This is a genomic window from Larkinella bovis (assembly GCF_042655385.1).
GTDB lineage: Bacteria > Bacteroidota > Bacteroidia > Cytophagales > Spirosomataceae > Larkinella > Larkinella bovis.
The window spans coordinates 65876-85420 of sequence record NZ_JBHSMA010000015.1 but is presented as its reverse complement, the minus strand read 5'-3'; the positions used below and the strand labels follow the sequence as shown (position 1 = coordinate 85420).

The window sequence follows — 19545 nt, the reverse complement described above, 5'->3', positions numbered from 1 at the left end:
GCTGACGCGTTCAACCGGATAGGCAACCGCCCACCGAAAACTATAAACTACAAATCGTAAACTGAAAACCGCTTCTAAGCATACCGGATGTAAAAATACAGAACCATCGCGGTAACAATCGCCCACCAGATAAAAGGATTTCGCAAACCGCGTTGCTGCTCGCGTTCGGCCGGTAAGAGCGACAGGCTGTCCCGGTTCCAGATCAGCCCCACGAGTTCGGCTTCAGGTTTCGGTTTGGTAACCAGACTCACCAGCACGCACAGCAGCATACAGGTCCAGAACACAATGCCGGTCCGGTTGAAAAACGGCATGTTCGGAAACACAAACTCCAGCGCAATGGAAAGCGGAATCGTCAGAATACCAGCCGTCAGCGCCCCCGCGTGGGTGGTCCGTTTCCAGAGAATCCCGAGCAGAAACATGACCGCAATACCGGGCGTAAACAACCCGTAGGCATTCATCAGGTACAGAAAAACCGGCTTGTCGGATTGGGTAATAAACAGACCGGTACACAAAATCCCAACAACAATAATGACCACCCCGGCGAGTCGGCCAAACCGCACGGCCTGGTGCTCCGAGGCTTCTTTATTAAAGTAGGTCAGGTAGACATCGACCGTCAGAATGGTCGTACAGGAGTTAATGGCCCCCGACAGGTGCGACATCACGGCGGCAATCAGACCCGCCATCACCAGCCCCACCAACCCTGCCGGCAGTAGATTTTCCACCAGCGTCGGAAAGAGCAAATCCGGTTTTTCCAACGCCGGGAACAATTTGGGAGCCACCAGCGCCGGAACCGTAATAATTACCGGAATCAGAAACTTCAGGTAATCACCAAAGACCACGCCCATCCGCGCGTGCCACTCATTTTTGGCAGCCAGCACCCGCTGCACAATAAACTGGTTGGTCGCGCAGTAGAAAATACTGATGCAGAGCGTGCCCCCGAGGTACATGGTCCACGGAAAATCCGGATCATTGGCGGGTAGAATCAGGTCCCAGTCTTTGGAGGTTTCGGCCACGGCGGAAATACCGCCAGCCGCATTGACCGTCGCGATGGTAAGCGCCAAACCGCCCAGCACCAGAATGATGAGTTGCAGCATTTCGGTCCAGATGACAGCCCGCAAACCGCCCGCAATGGTATAAATCCCCGTAAAAATCGCCAGGACCAACACACTGGTCACCACCGGAACTCCGAGCAGGGAATGTAGCGAAAGGGCCCCGAGGTACAAAACCGCGCTAATTTCCACGAAAACATACGTCAACAGAATCAGCACGGCGTATGTACTCCGGGCCGCAGCGCCGAATCGCTTTTGCAGAAATTCGGGAATCGTGTAAAACCCATTGCGGATATAAAACGGCAGAAAAATCCAGAGCAGCGCGTTAAAACCGATCAGAATTGCGCCCCATTCCATCGCAATCGCGACAAAGCCCCGGCTGTAGGCGACTCCCATCGCCCCAACCAGGTGGTGACTGCTGATGTTGGAGGCAATGATGCTGCCGCCGATCATCCACCACGGGAGCTTGTCGCCCGCCAGAAAATAATCCCGTTTCGTTTGCTTTCCCTTTCGGGATGCGTATAAACCCAGCGCAATAACGCCCAGAATGTAAACACCAAAAATAACGAGGTCAAGCGTGGATAGATTCATGCTGGAAAAGTGAACGGGTAAGACGGAGAGCGGTTTCGGTCAGCAATTCCAGGGAGCCTTTTTCAAAAGGGGATTGCCAGACGGTGTAAATATCGTGATCGTATAAGTTTTCGGGCGGCAGGTACCCGGTCGAGCCATTCACGATATTCATGACGGCAACGGCATTGGGTGCCAGGTGTTGCCGCAGTTTTTGCTGGAATTCGGAATAGGCTTCGTTGGGCTGACCGACCAGCACCGAGTCGCCGAGTCGCCATATCCAGAGCGGCATTTGGGTCGTATTGCCGTCGCCGACAGTTTTCCGAATGCCCCGTTTCCGCCAGAGCCGTTCTTTCAGGACGTTGTCATCACAGTCGGCCCATTGTTTCTCAATCTCGGCCAGCGACGGCAACGGTTTTAGCGGAAGTTCCACCTCAATCAGTTCGACCGAAAGGGCCGTTGAAGGCTCGTACGGCTGTTTTTTCCAGATAGCCAGGGGCGCACCGGATTCGACAACGCCCTCGAACGCAAGCCGGTTTTGGGGCGGCAAAATCGCTTCCAGCGTCGACAATACGGCATATCCCAACTGACGTCCGTAGGCATCCGGAATCCGAACATCGCCAACATATTGCTCCCGCGGGGCCAGCTCCCCGCACGCACCGAGCAGGAATAAGGTTGGCGCTTCAGTGGCCTTTTCAACCACCTCGCGCATCGCCCCAATGTAGTCCGGCGAAATCAGCCGGTTTTGCCAGGCCAGCGTTGTCGGGTGGCAGGCATAATTGACTAGCGTCCCCAGCGTTCGCCCTGACTCATTGACGAGTTGTCCGACAAGCAGGGTATCGTCGGCGCTTTTTTCCGGGTTCCAGCCGCAGACGAAACGATCCTGATCGACATCTGGCAAATCCCGGTTACTGGCCAGATTGCATTTTCCGTAATTCCAGGTCAATGTGGCCGGTTCGGCGGCTGCCAGGGCCGTCTGAATCGCCCGAATCGAGCGTTCCTGCAACAACCGGAGATACGGTTCCACCAGGTGCCCACCGGTTTTGGTGGCATCATCCCGGCTCAGGCTCGGCCCGGCGTGGGTGTGCGACAGGCAGAACATCAGTTGTGACGGTTCCAGCGATAAGGCTTCCAGGATACTGTGCCGCAAAAACCGTTCGTCGTCGGCACTGCGCCACCAACCCAGATCGGCCCCAATCAACACCAGCGGTTTTTCGTTGTCGGCGGTTTGAAACGTCACGCAGGTGAGCACCAGCGGCCGGTGAATACCTTCAGCGGCTTCGTGCGTGGCGGCCCCCCAGTTGCGGGCATAAATGCCAATGGGTGGCGTAATATCTTCCTGTGCTACACCGATTATTCCGGCGAAGGAAGGCTGTTTATAATCGGGATACGGTTGCGGTTTCATATGAGCTTAGGATTTATACAGAAGACCTTCAGACAAAAGAGAAAAGAAACAAGAATACGGCACTGACTTTTAATCGGTTATTCGTTTATCCATTCGCTTTTTTCTCTTGTCCGATAGGCCATACACTACTTGTTTTTTTGGTTAACAGCCGTTCGATTTCTTCCAGGGATTTACCTTTGGTTTCGGGAACGGTGAGGGCAATAAAAATGAAATACAGCAGGAGCAAAACCGCATATAGACCAAACGTCAGCGGCATACCAAATTGCGATTTCAGGACCGGAAACGAACCGATGACGAGAAAATTGGCAACCCACAACGACAAGGTTGCCAGTGCCATCGCACTACCCCGAATCCGGTTCGGGAAAATTTCGGACAGAACCACCCAGGTTACCGGGCCAATCGTGGCGGCATATCCGGCAATAAATACCAGAATAAACAGCAGGGCCCAATAGCCCGAAAGCTGGAAATAAAACGTCAGCGCCAACGCCAGAATGTCGACCGCCAGCAAAGCCGATCCGGACAGCAACAATCGTTTCCGGCCCGCTTTGTCGATGGTCGCAATGGCCACAAACGTGAACACACACAGAATTAGCCCCAGAATCACCGATTGCAGAAAAGCCGAATCTTCGGCAACGCCAACCTGTTTGAAAATTTCGGGTGCGTAAGCCACCAGCGGCCCGCCCAGTTGGGACGAAAAGGCTATCACAATCCCGATCAGGACAATGTGGAACACCTCCTTGCGGAATAAAAACCGCCAACCGTCTTTGATCGCGGTCGAAAAGCTGGCGCGAATGGCTTTGCTTTCGGCCTCGGCGTAGGCCCGTCCCCCGATTCGCGCCAGTACCTGCCGCGCGTCGGTTTCCTGCTGCCGGCTAATCAACCAGCGCGGGCTTTCGGAGACAAAAAACAGCCCAAAAAAGAAGAGCAGCGCTGGCACGGACTGCGACGAAAACATCCACCGCCAATTGTCATCGCCCGTGTCCAGCAGTCCGTAATTCGCCAGATACGCCATCAAAACGCCGAGGGTAACGGCCAGTTGGTAGAAAGAAACCAGTCGCCCGCGGAGGAAAGCCGGGGCCATTTCGGCCACGTAAATGGGGCAAACCAGCGCAGCACAACCAATGGCGACTCCGCTCAGCATCCGGAACGTTACGAACAGCGGAAACGTATTGGCCCAGCCAGTACCGACGCCAGTTACGGCAAACAGAAGTGCGCTGAACAACAACATTTTCTTCCGGCCATACCGATCGCTGAGCCGCCCCGAAACCAGCGCCCCCAGGGCTGCCCCCAAACTAATACACCCAACCGCCCAGCCGGTTTGCAGGTCATTGAGCCGAAAATGCTGGCTAAAAAAATGGATGGTGCCCGAAATAATGGCCGTGTCGAAACCGAACAAAATTCCCCCCAAAGCGGCTACGGTATTGATCCGGTAGATATACGCCTTGTTGTACAGAAACTCGCCGGAAGTCGGAGATTCGGTTGCTGCGATAACCAACGCCATAGCTGTATCCGTTAACTAGATTAACTTTTGGCTTTGGCGTCCTCAACGCTCAGGAAATCCGTATTTCCTTCCAGAATGCCTCCGGCTTCGTCGTGCAGGAACAGGGCTTCGTCCGGTACGGTTTGCAAGGGGGTAATGCTGGACGGCGTATCGGTAATGTACGGCGGATTGGACTGGCGGTTATAGGCCGAAATGAGCGACCAGCGGGGTGAATCAGACAGATTGGCTTCCGAGCGGTGCAGAATGTTGCTGTGGAAAAAGAGCAGATCGCCCGGTTTTAATTCAACGTACACCAGTTCCATCGTTTTCAGGGCAAACTCGACGTACTGCATCGAAGCCCCCACCTGTTCACCGGCAAAACCGTGTTCGACCCGGCCCATTTTGTGCGACTTTTTGATAACCTGCAAACAGCCGTTTTCCTTGGTGGCCTCCGTAATGGCCACCATTACGGAAATCATCTGATCGGGAAATAAATAGCCGTTCTTGTACCAGTAGCCGTAATCCTGGTGCCACTCCCAGGCCCCGCCCACCCGCGGTTCCTTCTGCATCAGCTTGGAATGAAAGTGACAAACCGGCGCGTTGCCATCCAGCAGTTTATGCACCGAATCAACCATACGTTCGCTGCGGGTCAGCAAACCGTACACGTCTTGCCCGGGGGTAAACCAGAGCGCCAGTTTCGTTTTCTTCCCGGCCTGATCGTTCAGATCAAAACTGTTTTTCCGAATCGCTTCGTCGGCCAGCGCAACCCGGTGGAGCTTCGCAACTTCTTCCGGTTCTAAAAACCGGCGAATGATTAAATAACCGTTCTCCCGAAAGGAGCCAACCTGTTCATCAGTGAGTGTAAAGGCCATGTTTGTATCGGTTAAGTGAGTAAGGAAAGTCCTCCATCCATGAGTAGCGTACTACCGGTCATGTGTTCGTTGTCGGGGTGGCAAAGCTGGACCACCTGCCGGGCCACGGCTTCCGCACTGATCAGTTTTTTAATTGGCACCTGTTCCCGTGCCTGATCGGCCAGGGCCGGTTCTTTTTCCCAAAATCGGGCGCTCAAGCCCGCATTGACGTAACCGGGCGCAATTTCATTGACCAGAATCTGGTGCGGAGCCAGCTCCAGCGCCAGACACTGACACAGCATGCGGAGTCCGGCTTTGGCTACGCTATAAGCCGGAATATGCGGGTGAACCGCGTGGGCGGCCCAACTCCCGACAAACACCACCCACCCCGGTAGCTGATGAGCCAGCAAACGGGCCGTGGCACGCTGCGTCAGAAAGAAGGCGCCGTCCAGATTAACCCGGATCTCGGCCGACCATTCATCCGGGCTTATTTCGTGAATTCGTTTGGGTGTAACCGTCGCAGCATTGGCGATGATAATATCGGCCACGCCCAGGTTTTCTTCCACCGTCTGCACCCAGGCCCGGACAGCTTGGGCATCCGTCACATCAACCTGACTGTAATGAGTGGCTACCGAAAACCGGCTCAATTCATCGAGGAAAGCCTCCGCCCGACTGGCCGGACTGATATCACCAAGCGCAATGGCGGCTCCCTGCCGGGCAAATTCCCGCGCCGTCGCCCGCCCAATATCGCCCAGTCCGCCACTGATCAGGACGGTTCTTTTTGCAAATAGTTTGTCCACGGTCCGTCCATTTTCTGTTCCAGCCATCGTATTACCAGTCGCCGACGCTGCCGTCTTTGTAAAAGGTTCGCTGGAGTACTTCCTGCTGGAACGGGTATTTTCTGACTTCTTCTTCGTTGATTTCAATGCCAAGCCCCGGGCGCTGGTTCGGATACACAATGCGGCCTTTTTCCTGAACTGTGAATCCTTCGCTGACCACATCGACGCGCCAGGGAACATCGCTGTGTACGCTCTCGCAAATGGCGTAGGAAGGTGTTGCAAAACCAAATTCGATGGAAGCCGCGGTGCTGACCGGCCCCTGCGGATTGTGCGGGGCCACGGCGACGCGGTAGGCTTCGGCCAACGCGGCAATCCGGCGCACTTCGCTGAGTCCTCCGCAATGTGTAATATCAGGTTGGATAACGCTAACGGCCCGTTTTTCCAGCATTTCACGGAAAGCGTGAATCCCAACCAGCCGTTCTCCGCTGGCGATGGGGGTTTTCACCGCCCGTTGAATCAGGGCAATATCGTCCAGAGTTTCGGGCCAGCACGGTTCTTCAAAGAAATACAAACCGTAGGGTTCGAGGGCTTTGGCAAACTGCATGCCCATGCGCGGAGACGGACGGGCGTGGCAATCGACCATGATATCTATGCTGTCGCCAACGGCCTCGCGCATGGCTCTCACGCAGGCTTCGGCGTAATGAATGGGCTGTAAACCTTCCAGCGGCATGGTTTCCGGAACAGCCATCGACTTGAAAGCCGTAAAACCATCGGCTACGGCCTGCTGGGCCAGTTCGCCAAAACGCCTGGCGTCGTCGGGTTTGGTCTGGTAAAAATCTTCCATTTTACCGCCCCCCAGATGGCAGTACAAACGAATGTAGTCACGCACCCGGCCGCCCCACAGTTCGTGGCAGGGCACACCGTGAATTTTACCGAGAATATCCCAAAGCGCAATATCAATGCCGCTGATGGCCGTTCCGCGCACAATGCCGTTGCCGTGCCAGAAATGCTGCCGGTACATCATCTGCCAGAGATGCTCAATCCGCCGGGGGTCTTCACCGATCAGCAGCTGGGAAATATCCTCAATCGCACCGACCACCGCGCGGGTGTGCCATTCGAGCGTGGCTTCGCCCCAACCCCACAAACCGGGCTGGTCGGTAATCACTTTTACAAAAATCCAGTTTCGCATGCGGGCATGGCAAACCTGGGTTTCAATCGCCGTAATCTTCATCAGGTTCCGTACAGTTAATCAGGCAATTTGGTTGGATAGCGTCGGTTTAAACAGGTGTTGTACAACCTCCTCGGTTTTTTCCAGGGTTTCGTCAATGTCCTGCACGCTGTGGGCGAACGAAATGCTGCCCTGTTTGATCGGAAGCGGAAAATTAAAAATGCCCTTTTCGATCAGTTTGACGCGGTACAGTTTATCGAGCGCAAAATCATGGTGTTCGGCAATATCGTGGAAATCGACCGGCGCGTGATCCATGAAATACAGGCAATAGGCCGAACCCTGCCGGGCCAGGTAATACGGCCGTCCGGTTGCGGCAAAAATCGTATTCAGGCCGTCTTCCAGTCGTTGCCCCAGTTGGTTGACGTGTTCGTAAACCCGGTGTTCCGGCGAGGCCAGTTTTTGCAGGGTGGCAATGGCGGCCACCGTCGTGAGCGGAAAGGCGTTGTAAGTCCCCGCAATCAGAACCCGCTTGTCGCGGTCGGGGTGCACAAAATAATCCATGTACTGCTTTTTCCCACCAATGACGCCCAGGGGGTAGCCATTGGCAACGGCTTTACCGAATGTGCTTAAATCAGGTTGTATGCCACTGAGACTCTGGAAACCGCCGATAGCGTGCCGAAAACCGGTTTTTACCTCGTCAAAGATCAACAGAAAACCGTGTTCATCGGCCAGTTGCCGCAAACCCTCCAGATACCCCGGTTTCGGTTTGACGATGCCGATATTCTGCAGAATGGGTTCGAGAATCAGGCAGGCTACCGGATACCGTTTCAGTACGTACTCTACCGATTCCAGATCGTTATAATTAATGATGTGGACCAGTGATTTATGCACATCGGGAATACCGGCCGAAAGCGCATCGAACGGGTATTCGCCGGGGCTGACGCGCGGTCCCACATCGCTCAAACTACTGATGACGTTGCAGGCCACATCGTTATGCCAGCCATTATAACCGCCCTGCATCACAATGACATGATCGCGCCCCGTTACCGCCCGGGCAATCCGCATGGCGTGGTAGGTGGCCTCCGAACCCGTCGACGTGATCTGAAGGCTTTCCACCGAAGGCACGTGCCGACAGAACAACTCGGCAAACTGCCCCTCCAGATCCGTCGGCCCGGCGCCCATCAGAACGGTTTCCCCATTCAAAGACTGCCGAACGGCTTCGTTGATATCCGGATCGTTGTGCCCCAGAAAAGTGGCCGCAAAACCAGCCTGGTAATCAATGTATTCGTTCCCTTCAATGTCCCACACGCGACTACCGGCTCCCTTTGTAAAACAGATATTCGGGTCCGACTTGCGATTGAGCGACACCACCCCTCCGGGTATCCATTGTTCGTTGGTTTTGAGGATTTCCTGCGATTTCGGCCACTTATTCATTGTTAATTCAGGTTGATAAAGATGATCTGTTTTGTTTACAATTTTCGGTATATGGTTTACGGTGGGCTGACGCAAGCGTTCCTGAACGTGGCCGCTCACCGTACACTGTATCCGTATACCGAAAACCGGTTCCCCTTCTAATCGAAACTCGGAATTTTCAAATATTCACCGTCTTTCAGGGCCGATTGATGGGCCACAATACCGGGAGCGGTGTAAGCCAGGGCTTCGTGGATATTCACCAGTGGCTGGCGGTTATTGACAAGCGCATCGATAAATTCGTGCGTGATGAACGTATGCGACCCGCCGTGCCCGCTGTTGTGCCGGAGCGGAGCGGGCAGCATATCGGTTTCCCACCACAAGGGCTGCTTGTAGGTTTCCACGACGTTTTTGGCTACCCGAAAACCGCCGTGATCCAATCCTTCTTTGCTATCCATGCGGACAACCGTCGATTCGCCCGGTTCGGACTGCGGCATAAAAAAGCTCATTTTCTCGCCCCGCCATTCGCCCCGTTCCACATTTCGCAATGCACCCCGCCAGTTCACTTCCACCCGAAACGGTGTATTCTTATTGGTCTGAAAAAAAGCGGTTTCGTTCCAGAACGGATTTTTGTAGGGATTGCCTTTCAAAACCGGGCTGTCGTCGCCCCAGCCGACCCCACTAACGCTCGTCAGGCGTTCGCCCGTCACGGAAATCAGGAAAGCGGTGCAATGCGTTGGGTACAGCATGGGCGGCAAACCGTGTCGCCAGGTGGGTTTGCCATCTTCAAAATAGAGTACTTCCAGACCAGGGTGATTGTACTCGGCGGCTGCACTGAACAATGCCCCAAAAGCACCCTCCTGGTAGAGCTTTCGAACAGAAATCGTCGTCTGCATGAACGTGCTGGTTTCGGCCATCATGTAGGTTAGCCCACTTTTTTTGACGGCCTCTTTTAGTTTGGCGCACTCGTCGAGCGTCATGGCCGCCGGAACCGCACACAGCACGTGTTTACCGGCTTTCAGACTCGCCAGCACGTGGTTGGCATGATCGGGTGCGGGCGTTGCCAGAAAAACCGCTTCTACTTTGGGGTCTTGCAACAGCTTATCCAGCGACTCGTAGCTTTTCGAACACTTGTACGTTTTCATCAACGCATTCCGGCGATCGGCCCGCAGATCACTGACGGCTTCGACGATGCAGTTGGGATGTTCGTGGAAATAAAAACCGAGGCCAAACCGCCCGCCGACGATGCCGATCCGTACTTTTCGATCCGCCGAAAAATTACCCGCAAACGCGAACCGGGAGGACACCGACAGCGCGGCTGCCGATGTTCCGGCGATATTCAAAAACTGACGACGGTTAAGTGAATGCTTCGTTTCTTTGTTATTCATACTGCTGAGACTAAATCAGAAATTCAGGTTTAGAAGTCAAATCAGCCTTACACATTCCAGAGTTTGTACTGGGGAATTTTCAGCGTTTCGCCGTTTTTCACCGCCGAGTGATGCGCCACGATGCCCGAAACCGTCATGTTCAGGGCCACCGCGATGTTGACCAGCGGGTGACGGTCCTGCAGAATGGCCGTAATGAATTCGTCGGTCAGCCGTCCATGGGAACCACCGTGCCCACCCGAATCGACGCCGGGCGGCAGGGCCGGGCGCGTCAGGTCGGGCAGATTTTTCTCCAACCCTTCGTATTTTCCGTAGAACGAGCCTTTCTGTCCACGAATCCGCCCCCGTTCGCCGTGGTCGCCGGGCGTATCCCAACTCACGGCCATCCGCGACGTACCGCCTTCGCTGGTGCGGAACATCGCGATTTCGGAGCCAAAGATGTTGTTATACCGGTTATTACCGGGTTGCATTTGCTTGATGATACTCGGTATGCCGAGACAGGAAACTTCCGTAAAGCTGCCCCCCGTGACGCCCACGTAATACGCATTGGAATGCGTTGGATAAAACTGGGGTGGCAAACCGACGCGCCACTCCTTGTACGAAGGCAGCGGGTCGTCCATGTAGTGGTAATATTCGCCCTCCGAATACACGAGTTTACCCAAACCGCCCGCGTTGTAAATCTGGCGCATGGCGTACAGATCTTCGTGGAAACAGGACGTTTCGAACATCATGTACTTTTTACCGCTGGTTTTCACGGCTTCGTACAATTGATCGGCTTCTTCGAGCGATTCAAAAGCGGCCGGAACCGCCGAGGCCACGTGCTTTCCGTGCTTCAAAGCCAGAATGGCGTGTTTGGCATGACTTGGCGCATCAGTCGCAATAAACACCGCTTCGATGGTATCGTCTTTGACCAGTTCTTCGAGCGACGGGTACGTTTTATTGCAGCCACACGCTTTGGCCAGCTGCGCACAGCGGTCGGGGAATAAATCGCTCACGGCCACCACCTCGACATTGGGATGCTTCTGAAAACCAAACTCGGCCCCGAATTTACAGAGTCCGTAGCCGATGATCCCGACGCGAATCTTGCGATCGGAAACCGGCACCCATTTTTTGGCATTAGCGGCTTCTGCGGTTTTCTCAAATCCCTGAATGGTCGGTTTACTGGCCGTGGACGGTGCGGATTGTTTGCTGGTTGAGCAGCCCGGCAAAACACTCAAAGCCGTTACACCGAGTCCCAGCGAAGACAGAAACGAACGGCGGTTGAAAAAACCGGTTTCTTTGTCGTTCGGGGTCGCCCCGCCCACATCGGCAGACGAAATAGAAAGGTTGTTTTTGGGGTCAATCATGGTGGAATTAGTCAGGAAAGTTTTCGTTTAAAGTCTATGGTTTAGGATTTATGGTTTACAGTTTATGGCATCAATTCCTTGATTTTCAAAATAAGGCTAATACCCTCAAACCCTAACTCATACACCATTTCAATAACCGGGGTTTTGCTTAAGAGTCGGTTTGCCCTCTTTCATACTCAAATCGATCTGAGCCTGCGGAATCGGATAAATCTCGTTTTTCCCCTTCGTGAAAAAGGCCCCCTTCATGTAATCCTGGTTGAAATACTTCGGAACGGCGGCTTCATGCTTCAAATACTTGTTCAAATAGGTCGCCATGTATCCTGTTCCGTTGTCGTAGCGTTGCAGGTCAAAAAACCGGTGGTGTTCGAGCGCCAGTTCGAGTTTTCGTTCAAACCGAACGGCTTCGCGGGCGAAATCCTTCCCTTTCTGTGCGAACTGGCCCGTATACAGCCCAACTTTGTAATTGGCCGCCGGTTCGTTGGTGAAGCCTTTCAGGGGCGCAGCGTTATCGATGTATTTTTTCACGAACCCTGCCGGATTAGCCGCCCGGGCCCGAATCTGGTTGACATAGGTTTCGGCCTGGGCCAGGCTTCCAATCTCTACTTCTACCTCAGCGGCCCAGAGCAGCACATCGGCAAACCGGATCATGTTGTACGGATTGTTGGTACTCGCGTTTTCGCGATCAGTCGCAATCCGGGCCTGCCACGCAATATTTTTAATGACGCTGTAGGGCCCCCCCGTGTTTTGCTGCCGAATCCAGGCCATGCCCGGGTGAATGCCCCAGTCCAGGTACGGAATGCCCCGCCGACCCACGTTCCAGTCCAGCCGGGGGTCCAGGTTACCGGCGTAGGGCGTAAACGGCGCCGACGACTGGAGGCCCTGATCATTGGTCACGAGGTTGTTATTATAGGTATCGATCATCGGTAACCCATTCGCATCGGTCTGGTAGGAATTCACCAAATCGAAGGAAGGTTGCAGCCAGCCGTAGCAACAGGAGGGCGGACCACCGTACGGCCCGTTATACATGTCTGCGGCATTGCCGTTGTTCCCATTAGCACCATCATAGACCGACATCTGAACGGTAAAAACCGCTTCCGGGCCGTGTTTTTTGTCGGTTCTGAAGTTGTCATTATACTGCTCGGCCAGGGCGTATTTCTTGCCGTTGGAGGTTATCCCACTAGCAATGATTTCGGCCAGCAAGGGTTTGGCTTCGGTAAATTTTTGCTGGAACATGTACGTTTTCGCCAGAAATGCCTTAGCAGCCCATTTGTTGGCGCGTCCAACCTCAGCCTTGGTCGGTGTCAGATTATCGGCGGCAAACTTAAAGTCGGCTTCGATTTTCGGCCAGGCCGGTTCGGTGTTCGTGACGTTGTAGTTGCCCGCATCGTACGTAACTGATTCGTCCAGAAACGGAATATTACGCCACATTTTAGCCGCTTCCAGGTGGTAAACACCCCGCAGAAAAATGGCCTCAGCCTTGATCTGCAAGACTTCGTCGGCGGTTAGCTCCTTCACCTGCGGCAACAGCCGCAGCACATCGTTGGCCCGCTGCACAGCGGCAAACAGAAACTGCCAGCGCTCGTTGGTCGACGAACTGGTCGGATCGTGGGTATAGGCTTCATACGACGCCAGCAGACCGTTGGGTTCGGTGCCGACGTGCGCATCACTCGACGCCATACTTGACAATACCGACGGACTGCTCCAGAAGCTCCCGCCCGTGGCACCAACGCCATCGAGCAGCGAATACGCTCCAATCAGCACGCCTTTGATCCCGGTTCGCGTCGCCAGCGTGCTGGCGTTGATGGAGCCAATGGGGGTTTTCTCCAGAAAATCTTCTTTACAGGCCGTCACCGAACCCAGAACGGCCAGGCACGCTGCTAAAATCGGTTTTAAAACAATTCGTTTCATGATCTCAAGGTTGACGGGAATAGCTTTAAAAGGAAAGATTGACACCAAAAAGGAAATTGCGCTGGTTGTTTGGATAATTACCAAAATCAACGCCGAACGCCGAACTGCTGCCGCCTAACTCCGGATCCAGACCGGTGTATTTGGTGATCGTAAAGAGGTTAGCCGCCTGCGCGTAGACCCGCAACTTACCGAAACCAACCCGCTGAAGAAGAGCCGATTTCAGATTATACCCCAGCATCAGCGACCGCATGCGGAGATACGAGCCGTTTTCGATGAAGTAGGAATTCAGCGCGCCGGAGGTGCTCAATGACGCGCCGGTTTCAATAACCGGGACGGTGGTATTCGTATTTTCCGGCGTCCAGGCGTTTAACAGCACATTACTCTTATTGCCCACATAGCCCGCATAAAAGTGGGTATACGAACGGATGGTATTGGCAATTTCGTTGCCCTGAGAGCCGTAGAAAATCGTTGAAAGGTCAAACCCCTTGTAGTTGAACCCAAGGTTGATGCCGTACGTAAAATCAGGGTTCGGACTCCCCAAAAACGTCCGGTCATCCGGGGTAATCACGCCGTCACCGTTGACATCCCGGTATTTAAAACGACCCGGTGCGGCCCCACTCTGGGCCGGAGATTCGGCCACTTCAGCCGCTGAATTGAAAAGTCCGAGTACGTCATAGCCAAAGAAGGAACTGACGGCCTGCCCCTCCTGATTCCGGACCAGATTCCCCATTCCCTGCAAACTTGACGTTTCAAAATAACCGGGATTCGGAATATCAACCACCAGGTTCTTATACGTCGTGAGGTTGGCACCCACCGAAAACTGGAGGTCGGTGCCGATGGTTCCGCGGTAGGTAATCGACGCATCGACCCCTTTGTTCTGGATGTCACCGATGTTGACCACGGGTGCGGTGGCACCGCCCACTGTGGCAGGCAAAGGCTGCGTAAACAGCAGTCCGTTGATGGACTTCTTGTAATATTCGACCGAAATATCCAGTTTGCTATTCAGGACCGATGCATCAAACCCAACGTTGGTGACCACGTTTTCTTCCCATCCCGCATTGGGATTCCCGATCCGGGTCTGGGTGAAACCCTGCTGAACCGTGTTGCTCGTACCGGCAATATCGTAGTAGGCCGTGCCGTAACCACCACCGTATAAATTGAAGGCATTTTCGGGTGCGACGTTATTCTGCGAACCCAGAATACCGTAGCTCCCCCGGATTTTCAGATCGCTGAGCCAGCTGACATCTTTCATGAAGCCCTCGTTGGAAACTCGCCAGCCCACCGAAACCGACGGAAACACCCCGTACCGTTTCTGGCTCCCAAACCGCGACGAACCATCACGGCGAATGGTGGCACCCAGCAGGTATTTGTCGCTGAAGGTATAATCGACCCGACCAAACAAGGAGTATAAACTATTGATATAACCATTGCTGGAGTTGGTAACCCCGGTAGTTCCATTCCCCAGAATCAGGTAGCTATAATCGGTCGCGAAGAATCGTTGCGAGCCTCCGGCCAGGCCCCTACCCGAACTTTTAATGGCTTCGGAACCCACCAGCGCTTCGACCGAATGCTTACCAAACTGGTTCGCGTACCGGAGGGTATTCGTCCACATCAGCGTGCTGTTGTAACTAGCACTTTCCGAATACGAGTTGGGGCTACTGTTACCCTGTTTGTTTTCGTACTGAGTGAAGTTGAAACTCTGGGCGTAGTTGTTATCGATCGTCGCACCGAAGCTGGTCCGGGCCGTGAATTTCTTTAGAAAATCAACTTCTGCGTACGCATTTCCCACGATATTCCAGGAATTACTCCGGTTGTTTATCATCCGTTTCTGCATGGCAACAGGGTTCTGGTTACTGCCCAGGCCCGGACCGGCAAACGTGCCTCCGTAGTTACCCTTGATATCGTAAACCGGGATAATCGGCATCATTTTGTACACGGCCGACAGGGTACCAAACTCGGCCTGATTACCAAAACCGGGCGCATCGCGGTAAAACACGTTGGCATTTTCGCCAATCCGAATGTTCTTGCCCACTTTATACGCCGTATTGATCCGTGCCGAATACCGTTTCATGTACGTCTCGATCAACGTTCCCTGCTGGTTGATATACCCCAGCGACAGCAGGTAATTGGACTTCTCCGTTCCTCCGCTGGCCGTCAGGTTGTGACTGGTCATGGGAGCCGGTTTAAAGAGTTCGTGGAACCAGTCGGTACCGGTTTTGTTGACTTGCTGAATGAGGTAATTGTTAGCCGTATTGATGGGATCATAACTGTATTTGGCGGGGTCAACGGCGGGATCACCGGCCTTGGCGACTCCGGCCACTCCCGGCCCGGCATACAGAAAATCCGGCATTCCGTTCGCAAATAGCACGTTATTAGGGGTGGCAATTTTCACCACTTTCATGAAATCTTCGGAATTCAGCAGGTCAAACGGGTTGCCGGGCAACGGCATCTGCATTCCGAAATAGCCGTCGTAGGTGATGGTCGGTTTACCGGATTTTCCTTTCTTAGTGGTTACAATCAACACCCCGTTCGAACCCCGAACCCCGTAAATTGCAGCCGCTCCGGCATCTTTCAGCACCTGAATCGACTCAATATCATCCGCACTGATGTTGTTCAGATCGGCCTGAATACCGTCTACCAGCACTAGCGGCTGCGTATTCCCAAACGAAGTGACGCCCCGCACGAAAATGTTGCTGCCAGCCCCCGGAACACCGGAACTGATGACATTAACCCCAGACGCCTGCCCCTGAAGCGCCTGCACGGCCGAACCCGCCGGAAACGATTTGACGCCTTTCATATCGACAATCGCCACCGAACCGGTAATATCTTTTTTGCGCTGGCTGGAATAGCCTGTCACAACCACCTCATTAAGCGACTGGATATCAGCCCCTAGCTCAACATTAATAACCGTTTGTGAATTGACGGGCACTTCCTTGCTAACGTACCCGATAAACGAAAAAATCAACACCTCATTCGGCGCAGCATTGATAGAAAACTCACCGTTTGATCCCGTGGCGGTTCCCCGACTGGTGCCTTTGATCACCACGTTGACGCCCGGAAGTGGCATCTGGCTCAGGTTATCCAAAACGGTTCCCTTGACTTCCCGGGCGATCTGCGCAGCCAGTTGCCCGGCTGGGATGAGGAAAAAAGCCAGGAACAGTATCAGACAGGACCCTATCTGGTAAAACTTTCTTCTTTTCATATATGAATAAGGTTTGAGGTTGATTACGCGTATTGATTACTAATCAGTAATTCGACTTCAGCGGACTGACTCTTCGGTTTCCTTGGGGCAAAACCGACACGTACACAATCTTACTTTGAAAAGAAAATAGTAAACAAATCAGAAAGAAATAGGTACTGATTTGTCTGAAGACTGGCTTCCAAATGGCTCTCTTCGTCCGAGTAATGGATAGAAAGAGGTTTTAAATTGAAATCGGTAAGATGAGCCTGACTGATGGCCCGGATTAACAAGTATAAATTATGACTACAAATATATAACATTTTTGTAAACAAAAAAATGTAACATATTTTTTTCAGGCTCGATGAAAGGAAAGACCGCATCGGAAATTCAAATTCTCAGCAGGAAAGGAAGTGGACCTATAAAAACCGGGAAGAGTCCCAAGAGAATCCGGAGTGATAAAACCTTTTTCAAACAGCTGCTTACGCAAACGGCGAAACGGCCATCCGGAGCGAAAGAGAAGAAGAGAGAAAGATGCGGAAAGGGAAGTGTTAATCCAGGTCGAGCGAGGCAACTTCGCCCCGGATGAGATGCCGGGTAAGCGTTTCTTCGGCGAGTCGAAGGTTTTTCTCCTTAAGGGCTTTCAGGATTTGGCGATGCTCCATATCCGTCTGCTCGTAGTCATCCATGTGGGTCTGCGACTGGCCTAATTTCTGATGGAAAAGAGGAATATTACCCGACTGGTACAGCGCAGCGAGCTTTTCGTTATTGGCACTGGCAATCAGGGTTTCGTGAAATTTAACGTCGGCTTCGCACGCGCCACCGAAATAACCCCGCTGAATCATGGAGGTGAAATCGTCGCAGATGCGCTCCAGTTCTTCAATGTGCTCGTTGTCAATTTTCTGGATGGCAAGCCGCAACGCACCGAGTTCCAGAATTTCCCGCAATTCCCGAATTTGCTGAATATCGGCAGCCACCAGCGACTTGACAAAAAAACCGCCTTTTTCACCCAGTTCCACCAGCTGTTCGCCCAGTAATCGGGTAAGTGCTTCCCGAATAGCCATACGGTTTACATCCAGTCGGGTCGCCCAAACGTCTTCTTTTAGTCGGGTTCCGGACACCACCTGGTTAGACAATATCTTTTTCCGTAGCTCTGTATAGGCTTTATTGGCCAGCGAATCTTCTTTCATCTCAATACTTTTGTAAACAATCAATAGAAGTAAAAGTAAACAAAAAATGATTTCCTAGTAAAAATAGTCAATAAGTTTGAGTGCAGCAAAGAAGTTACCGCACCGGTTTCATTTCACTTTTTGAGTGCTCTCCAGAAAACCGCGCTGGTTCGGCATTATGGCTACAAAAAAAGACCTGTTAGACTTTGAAAGCCTAACAGGTCTTTTAACTCATTACTGCGGAAAAATCAGAACCCGGGATTCTGCACCAGGTTGCGGTTGTTGTTGATCTCGCGCAACGGAATCGGGAACAGCAACTGATTGGCCGTAAAGGTTTTGCCGTAAACCGTCTTGTGGCCGACAAAATCATCCCATTGTTTGGTGATATCGTTGCGCACCTTGCGGGTCCGGAGCATATCGAACCACATCTTGTCCTCGTACGCCAGTTCAAAATACCGCTCAGCCCAAACCGCCTGTTCGAATTGATCGACGTTGGTGGTGGTCACCGGTGCCAGATTCGCCCGCGCCCGGATGTCGTTGAGCGCTTTCATGGCCTGCGCATTCGGTTTTCCTTCGGCCCGGTTGGAAGCTTCGGCGTACATCAGCATGACATCGGCCAGCCGATAAATCGTGAAGTTGATGTTGGCTTTGGCGTCGTTGTCGATGGCCTGCTTGTCGAAATACTTATAGATGTAGTATCCGCCCAGATCCAGCCGGTCCCGGCGCGGGTCGCCCAGCGGATAATCCGTCGGGTGGCCTTTGTAGAACGTGTAGTAGAACTGTTTCTCTTCCACGCGCTTGTCGCCCTTTTCGTAGCTTTCCACAAACTCCTTACGCGGGATCAAACCGCCGTACTCATCCGAATACTGGGCAATCCCGCGCAGCGTCGGCAGCGTAACGGGCGTCATCCCGTTGTTGCGGATGTCTTTCTCGTGCTGAACCTGCAAAATGAATTCCTTCTGGTTGCGGTTAGCCGGATTGATCATGTCCGTATACTCCGGGAAGAGCGTGTACGTGCCGTTATCCAGCAATTCTTTCGAGCGTTTGGCCGACTCCGCATACGCCGGGGTACCGGCTTTGACCGGAAAACCGGCATAGGTCAGGTATACATCCGCCAGAATGGCCTTCACCGCCCCCATCGAAATCTGGCCTCCGGTTTCGCGCCAGGGCAGCGTCGACTTCTCGGCTTCCAGCAGGTCCGGGATAATGATTTCGTCGTAAATCTCCTTCACCGGCGAACGCGGGGTAGTCACCTGACCCAGTTCCGTTACCAGCGATGTCAGTTTGGGTACATCACCGTACATCCGCACCAGTTGGAAATAATACAGGGCTCGCAGGGTTTTCACCTCGGCCAGCATGTTGGCCTTGGTAGCCGCCGGGAGCGTGGTGAACTCATTCAGTTTCTGAATGGCGAGGTTCGCGCGGGCAATCCCGGAATACATACCCGACCACCAGTTGTCGATGTAAAACGCATTGGCCGTATATTCCAGGTTGTAAAACTTGAAGGCTTCCGTCTGCGAATTGCCGTCGGCTTTGCCGGTCATGTATTCGAGCAGCGACGCGTTGTTGCCGCCCCAGCCGCCCCCACCATTGTTCCAGGTGGTAATGGCCGAGTAGGCTCCATCCGCAAACGCACGGGCAATTTCCGGGCTGGATACGGACGAAGAAGTGGTCAGCGAACCGGTCGGGTTTTCCTTCAGGAAGTCCTCGCAGGACGTGAGTGTCAAACCGGCCGCCAGTATGGGTAAAATCAAGTGTTTTTTCATGATTGAAGATTTGATTTTCTTCGTTTAAGGCTTGCCATCTAACGTTCGAGGAAAAACCGGTATACGTTAAACTTTAAACCTCAA

General features: G+C 53.3%; 13 protein-coding genes. All 13 read right to left on the bottom strand.

Translation table 11 applies throughout. From position 1 onward, the window contains the following. Window positions 1-74: 74 nt before the first annotated feature. Window positions 75-1640: an SLC5 family protein gene (locus tag ACFPMF_RS25725; protein ID WP_379850586.1), complete on the bottom strand. Its 1566-nt coding sequence runs from the start codon at window positions 1638-1640 to the stop codon at window positions 75-77. After that, complete coding sequence (locus ACFPMF_RS25720) at window positions 1621-3021, bottom strand: neutral/alkaline non-lysosomal ceramidase N-terminal domain-containing protein (protein WP_379850584.1); 1401 nt, start codon at window positions 3019-3021, stop codon at window positions 1621-1623. The genes ACFPMF_RS25725 and ACFPMF_RS25720 overlap by 20 nt, the downstream gene beginning before the upstream one ends. An 85-nt stretch (window positions 3022-3106) precedes the next feature. After that, on the bottom strand, window positions 3107-4522 hold the full coding sequence (locus ACFPMF_RS25715; RefSeq protein ID WP_379850582.1) for a sugar porter family MFS transporter: 1416 nt from the start codon (window positions 4520-4522) through the stop codon (window positions 3107-3109). A 20-nt stretch (window positions 4523-4542) separates the two neighbouring features. Then, window positions 4543-5373, bottom strand: a complete 831-nt coding sequence (locus tag ACFPMF_RS25710) for a phytanoyl-CoA dioxygenase family protein (RefSeq protein WP_379850579.1) — start codon at window positions 5371-5373, stop codon at window positions 4543-4545. 11 nt (window positions 5374-5384) lie between these two features. Next, complete coding sequence (locus tag ACFPMF_RS25705; protein ID WP_379850577.1) at window positions 5385-6179, bottom strand: SDR family NAD(P)-dependent oxidoreductase; 795 nt, start codon at window positions 6177-6179, stop codon at window positions 5385-5387. 4 nt (window positions 6180-6183) lie between these two features. Further along, the gene (gene dgoD, locus ACFPMF_RS25700; protein ID WP_379850575.1) at window positions 6184-7362 is read right to left on the bottom strand and encodes a galactonate dehydratase; all 1179 of its coding nucleotides are present in this window, start codon (window positions 7360-7362) and stop codon (window positions 6184-6186) included. A gap of 18 nt (window positions 7363-7380) precedes the next feature. Then, the gene (locus ACFPMF_RS25695; RefSeq protein ID WP_379850573.1) at window positions 7381-8733 is read right to left on the bottom strand and encodes an aspartate aminotransferase family protein; all 1353 of its coding nucleotides are present in this window, start codon (window positions 8731-8733) and stop codon (window positions 7381-7383) included. Window positions 8734-8870: 137 nt separating this feature from the next. Further along, entirely contained in the window at window positions 8871-10097 is a 1227-nt protein-coding gene (locus tag ACFPMF_RS25690; protein WP_379850571.1) for a Gfo/Idh/MocA family protein, read from the bottom strand. 47 nt (window positions 10098-10144) lie between these two features. Beyond that, on the bottom strand, window positions 10145-11440 hold the full coding sequence (locus tag ACFPMF_RS25685; protein ID WP_379850569.1) for a Gfo/Idh/MocA family protein: 1296 nt from the start codon (window positions 11438-11440) through the stop codon (window positions 10145-10147). Between the two features lie 129 nt (window positions 11441-11569). Continuing rightward, window positions 11570-13348, bottom strand: coding sequence for a RagB/SusD family nutrient uptake outer membrane protein (locus ACFPMF_RS25680; protein ID WP_379850567.1), 1779 nt, complete (start codon window positions 13346-13348; stop codon window positions 11570-11572). A gap of 25 nt (window positions 13349-13373) precedes the next feature. After that, on the bottom strand, window positions 13374-16550 hold the full coding sequence (locus tag ACFPMF_RS25675) for a SusC/RagA family TonB-linked outer membrane protein (RefSeq protein ID WP_379850565.1): 3177 nt from the start codon (window positions 16548-16550) through the stop codon (window positions 13374-13376). Between the two features lie 527 nt (window positions 16551-17077). Next, window positions 17078-17716, bottom strand: a complete 639-nt coding sequence (locus ACFPMF_RS25670; protein WP_379850563.1) for a GntR family transcriptional regulator — start codon at window positions 17714-17716, stop codon at window positions 17078-17080. 227 nt (window positions 17717-17943) lie between these two features. After that, complete coding sequence (locus ACFPMF_RS25665) at window positions 17944-19461, bottom strand: RagB/SusD family nutrient uptake outer membrane protein (RefSeq protein WP_379850561.1); 1518 nt, start codon at window positions 19459-19461, stop codon at window positions 17944-17946. Window positions 19462-19545 lie beyond the last annotated feature (84 nt).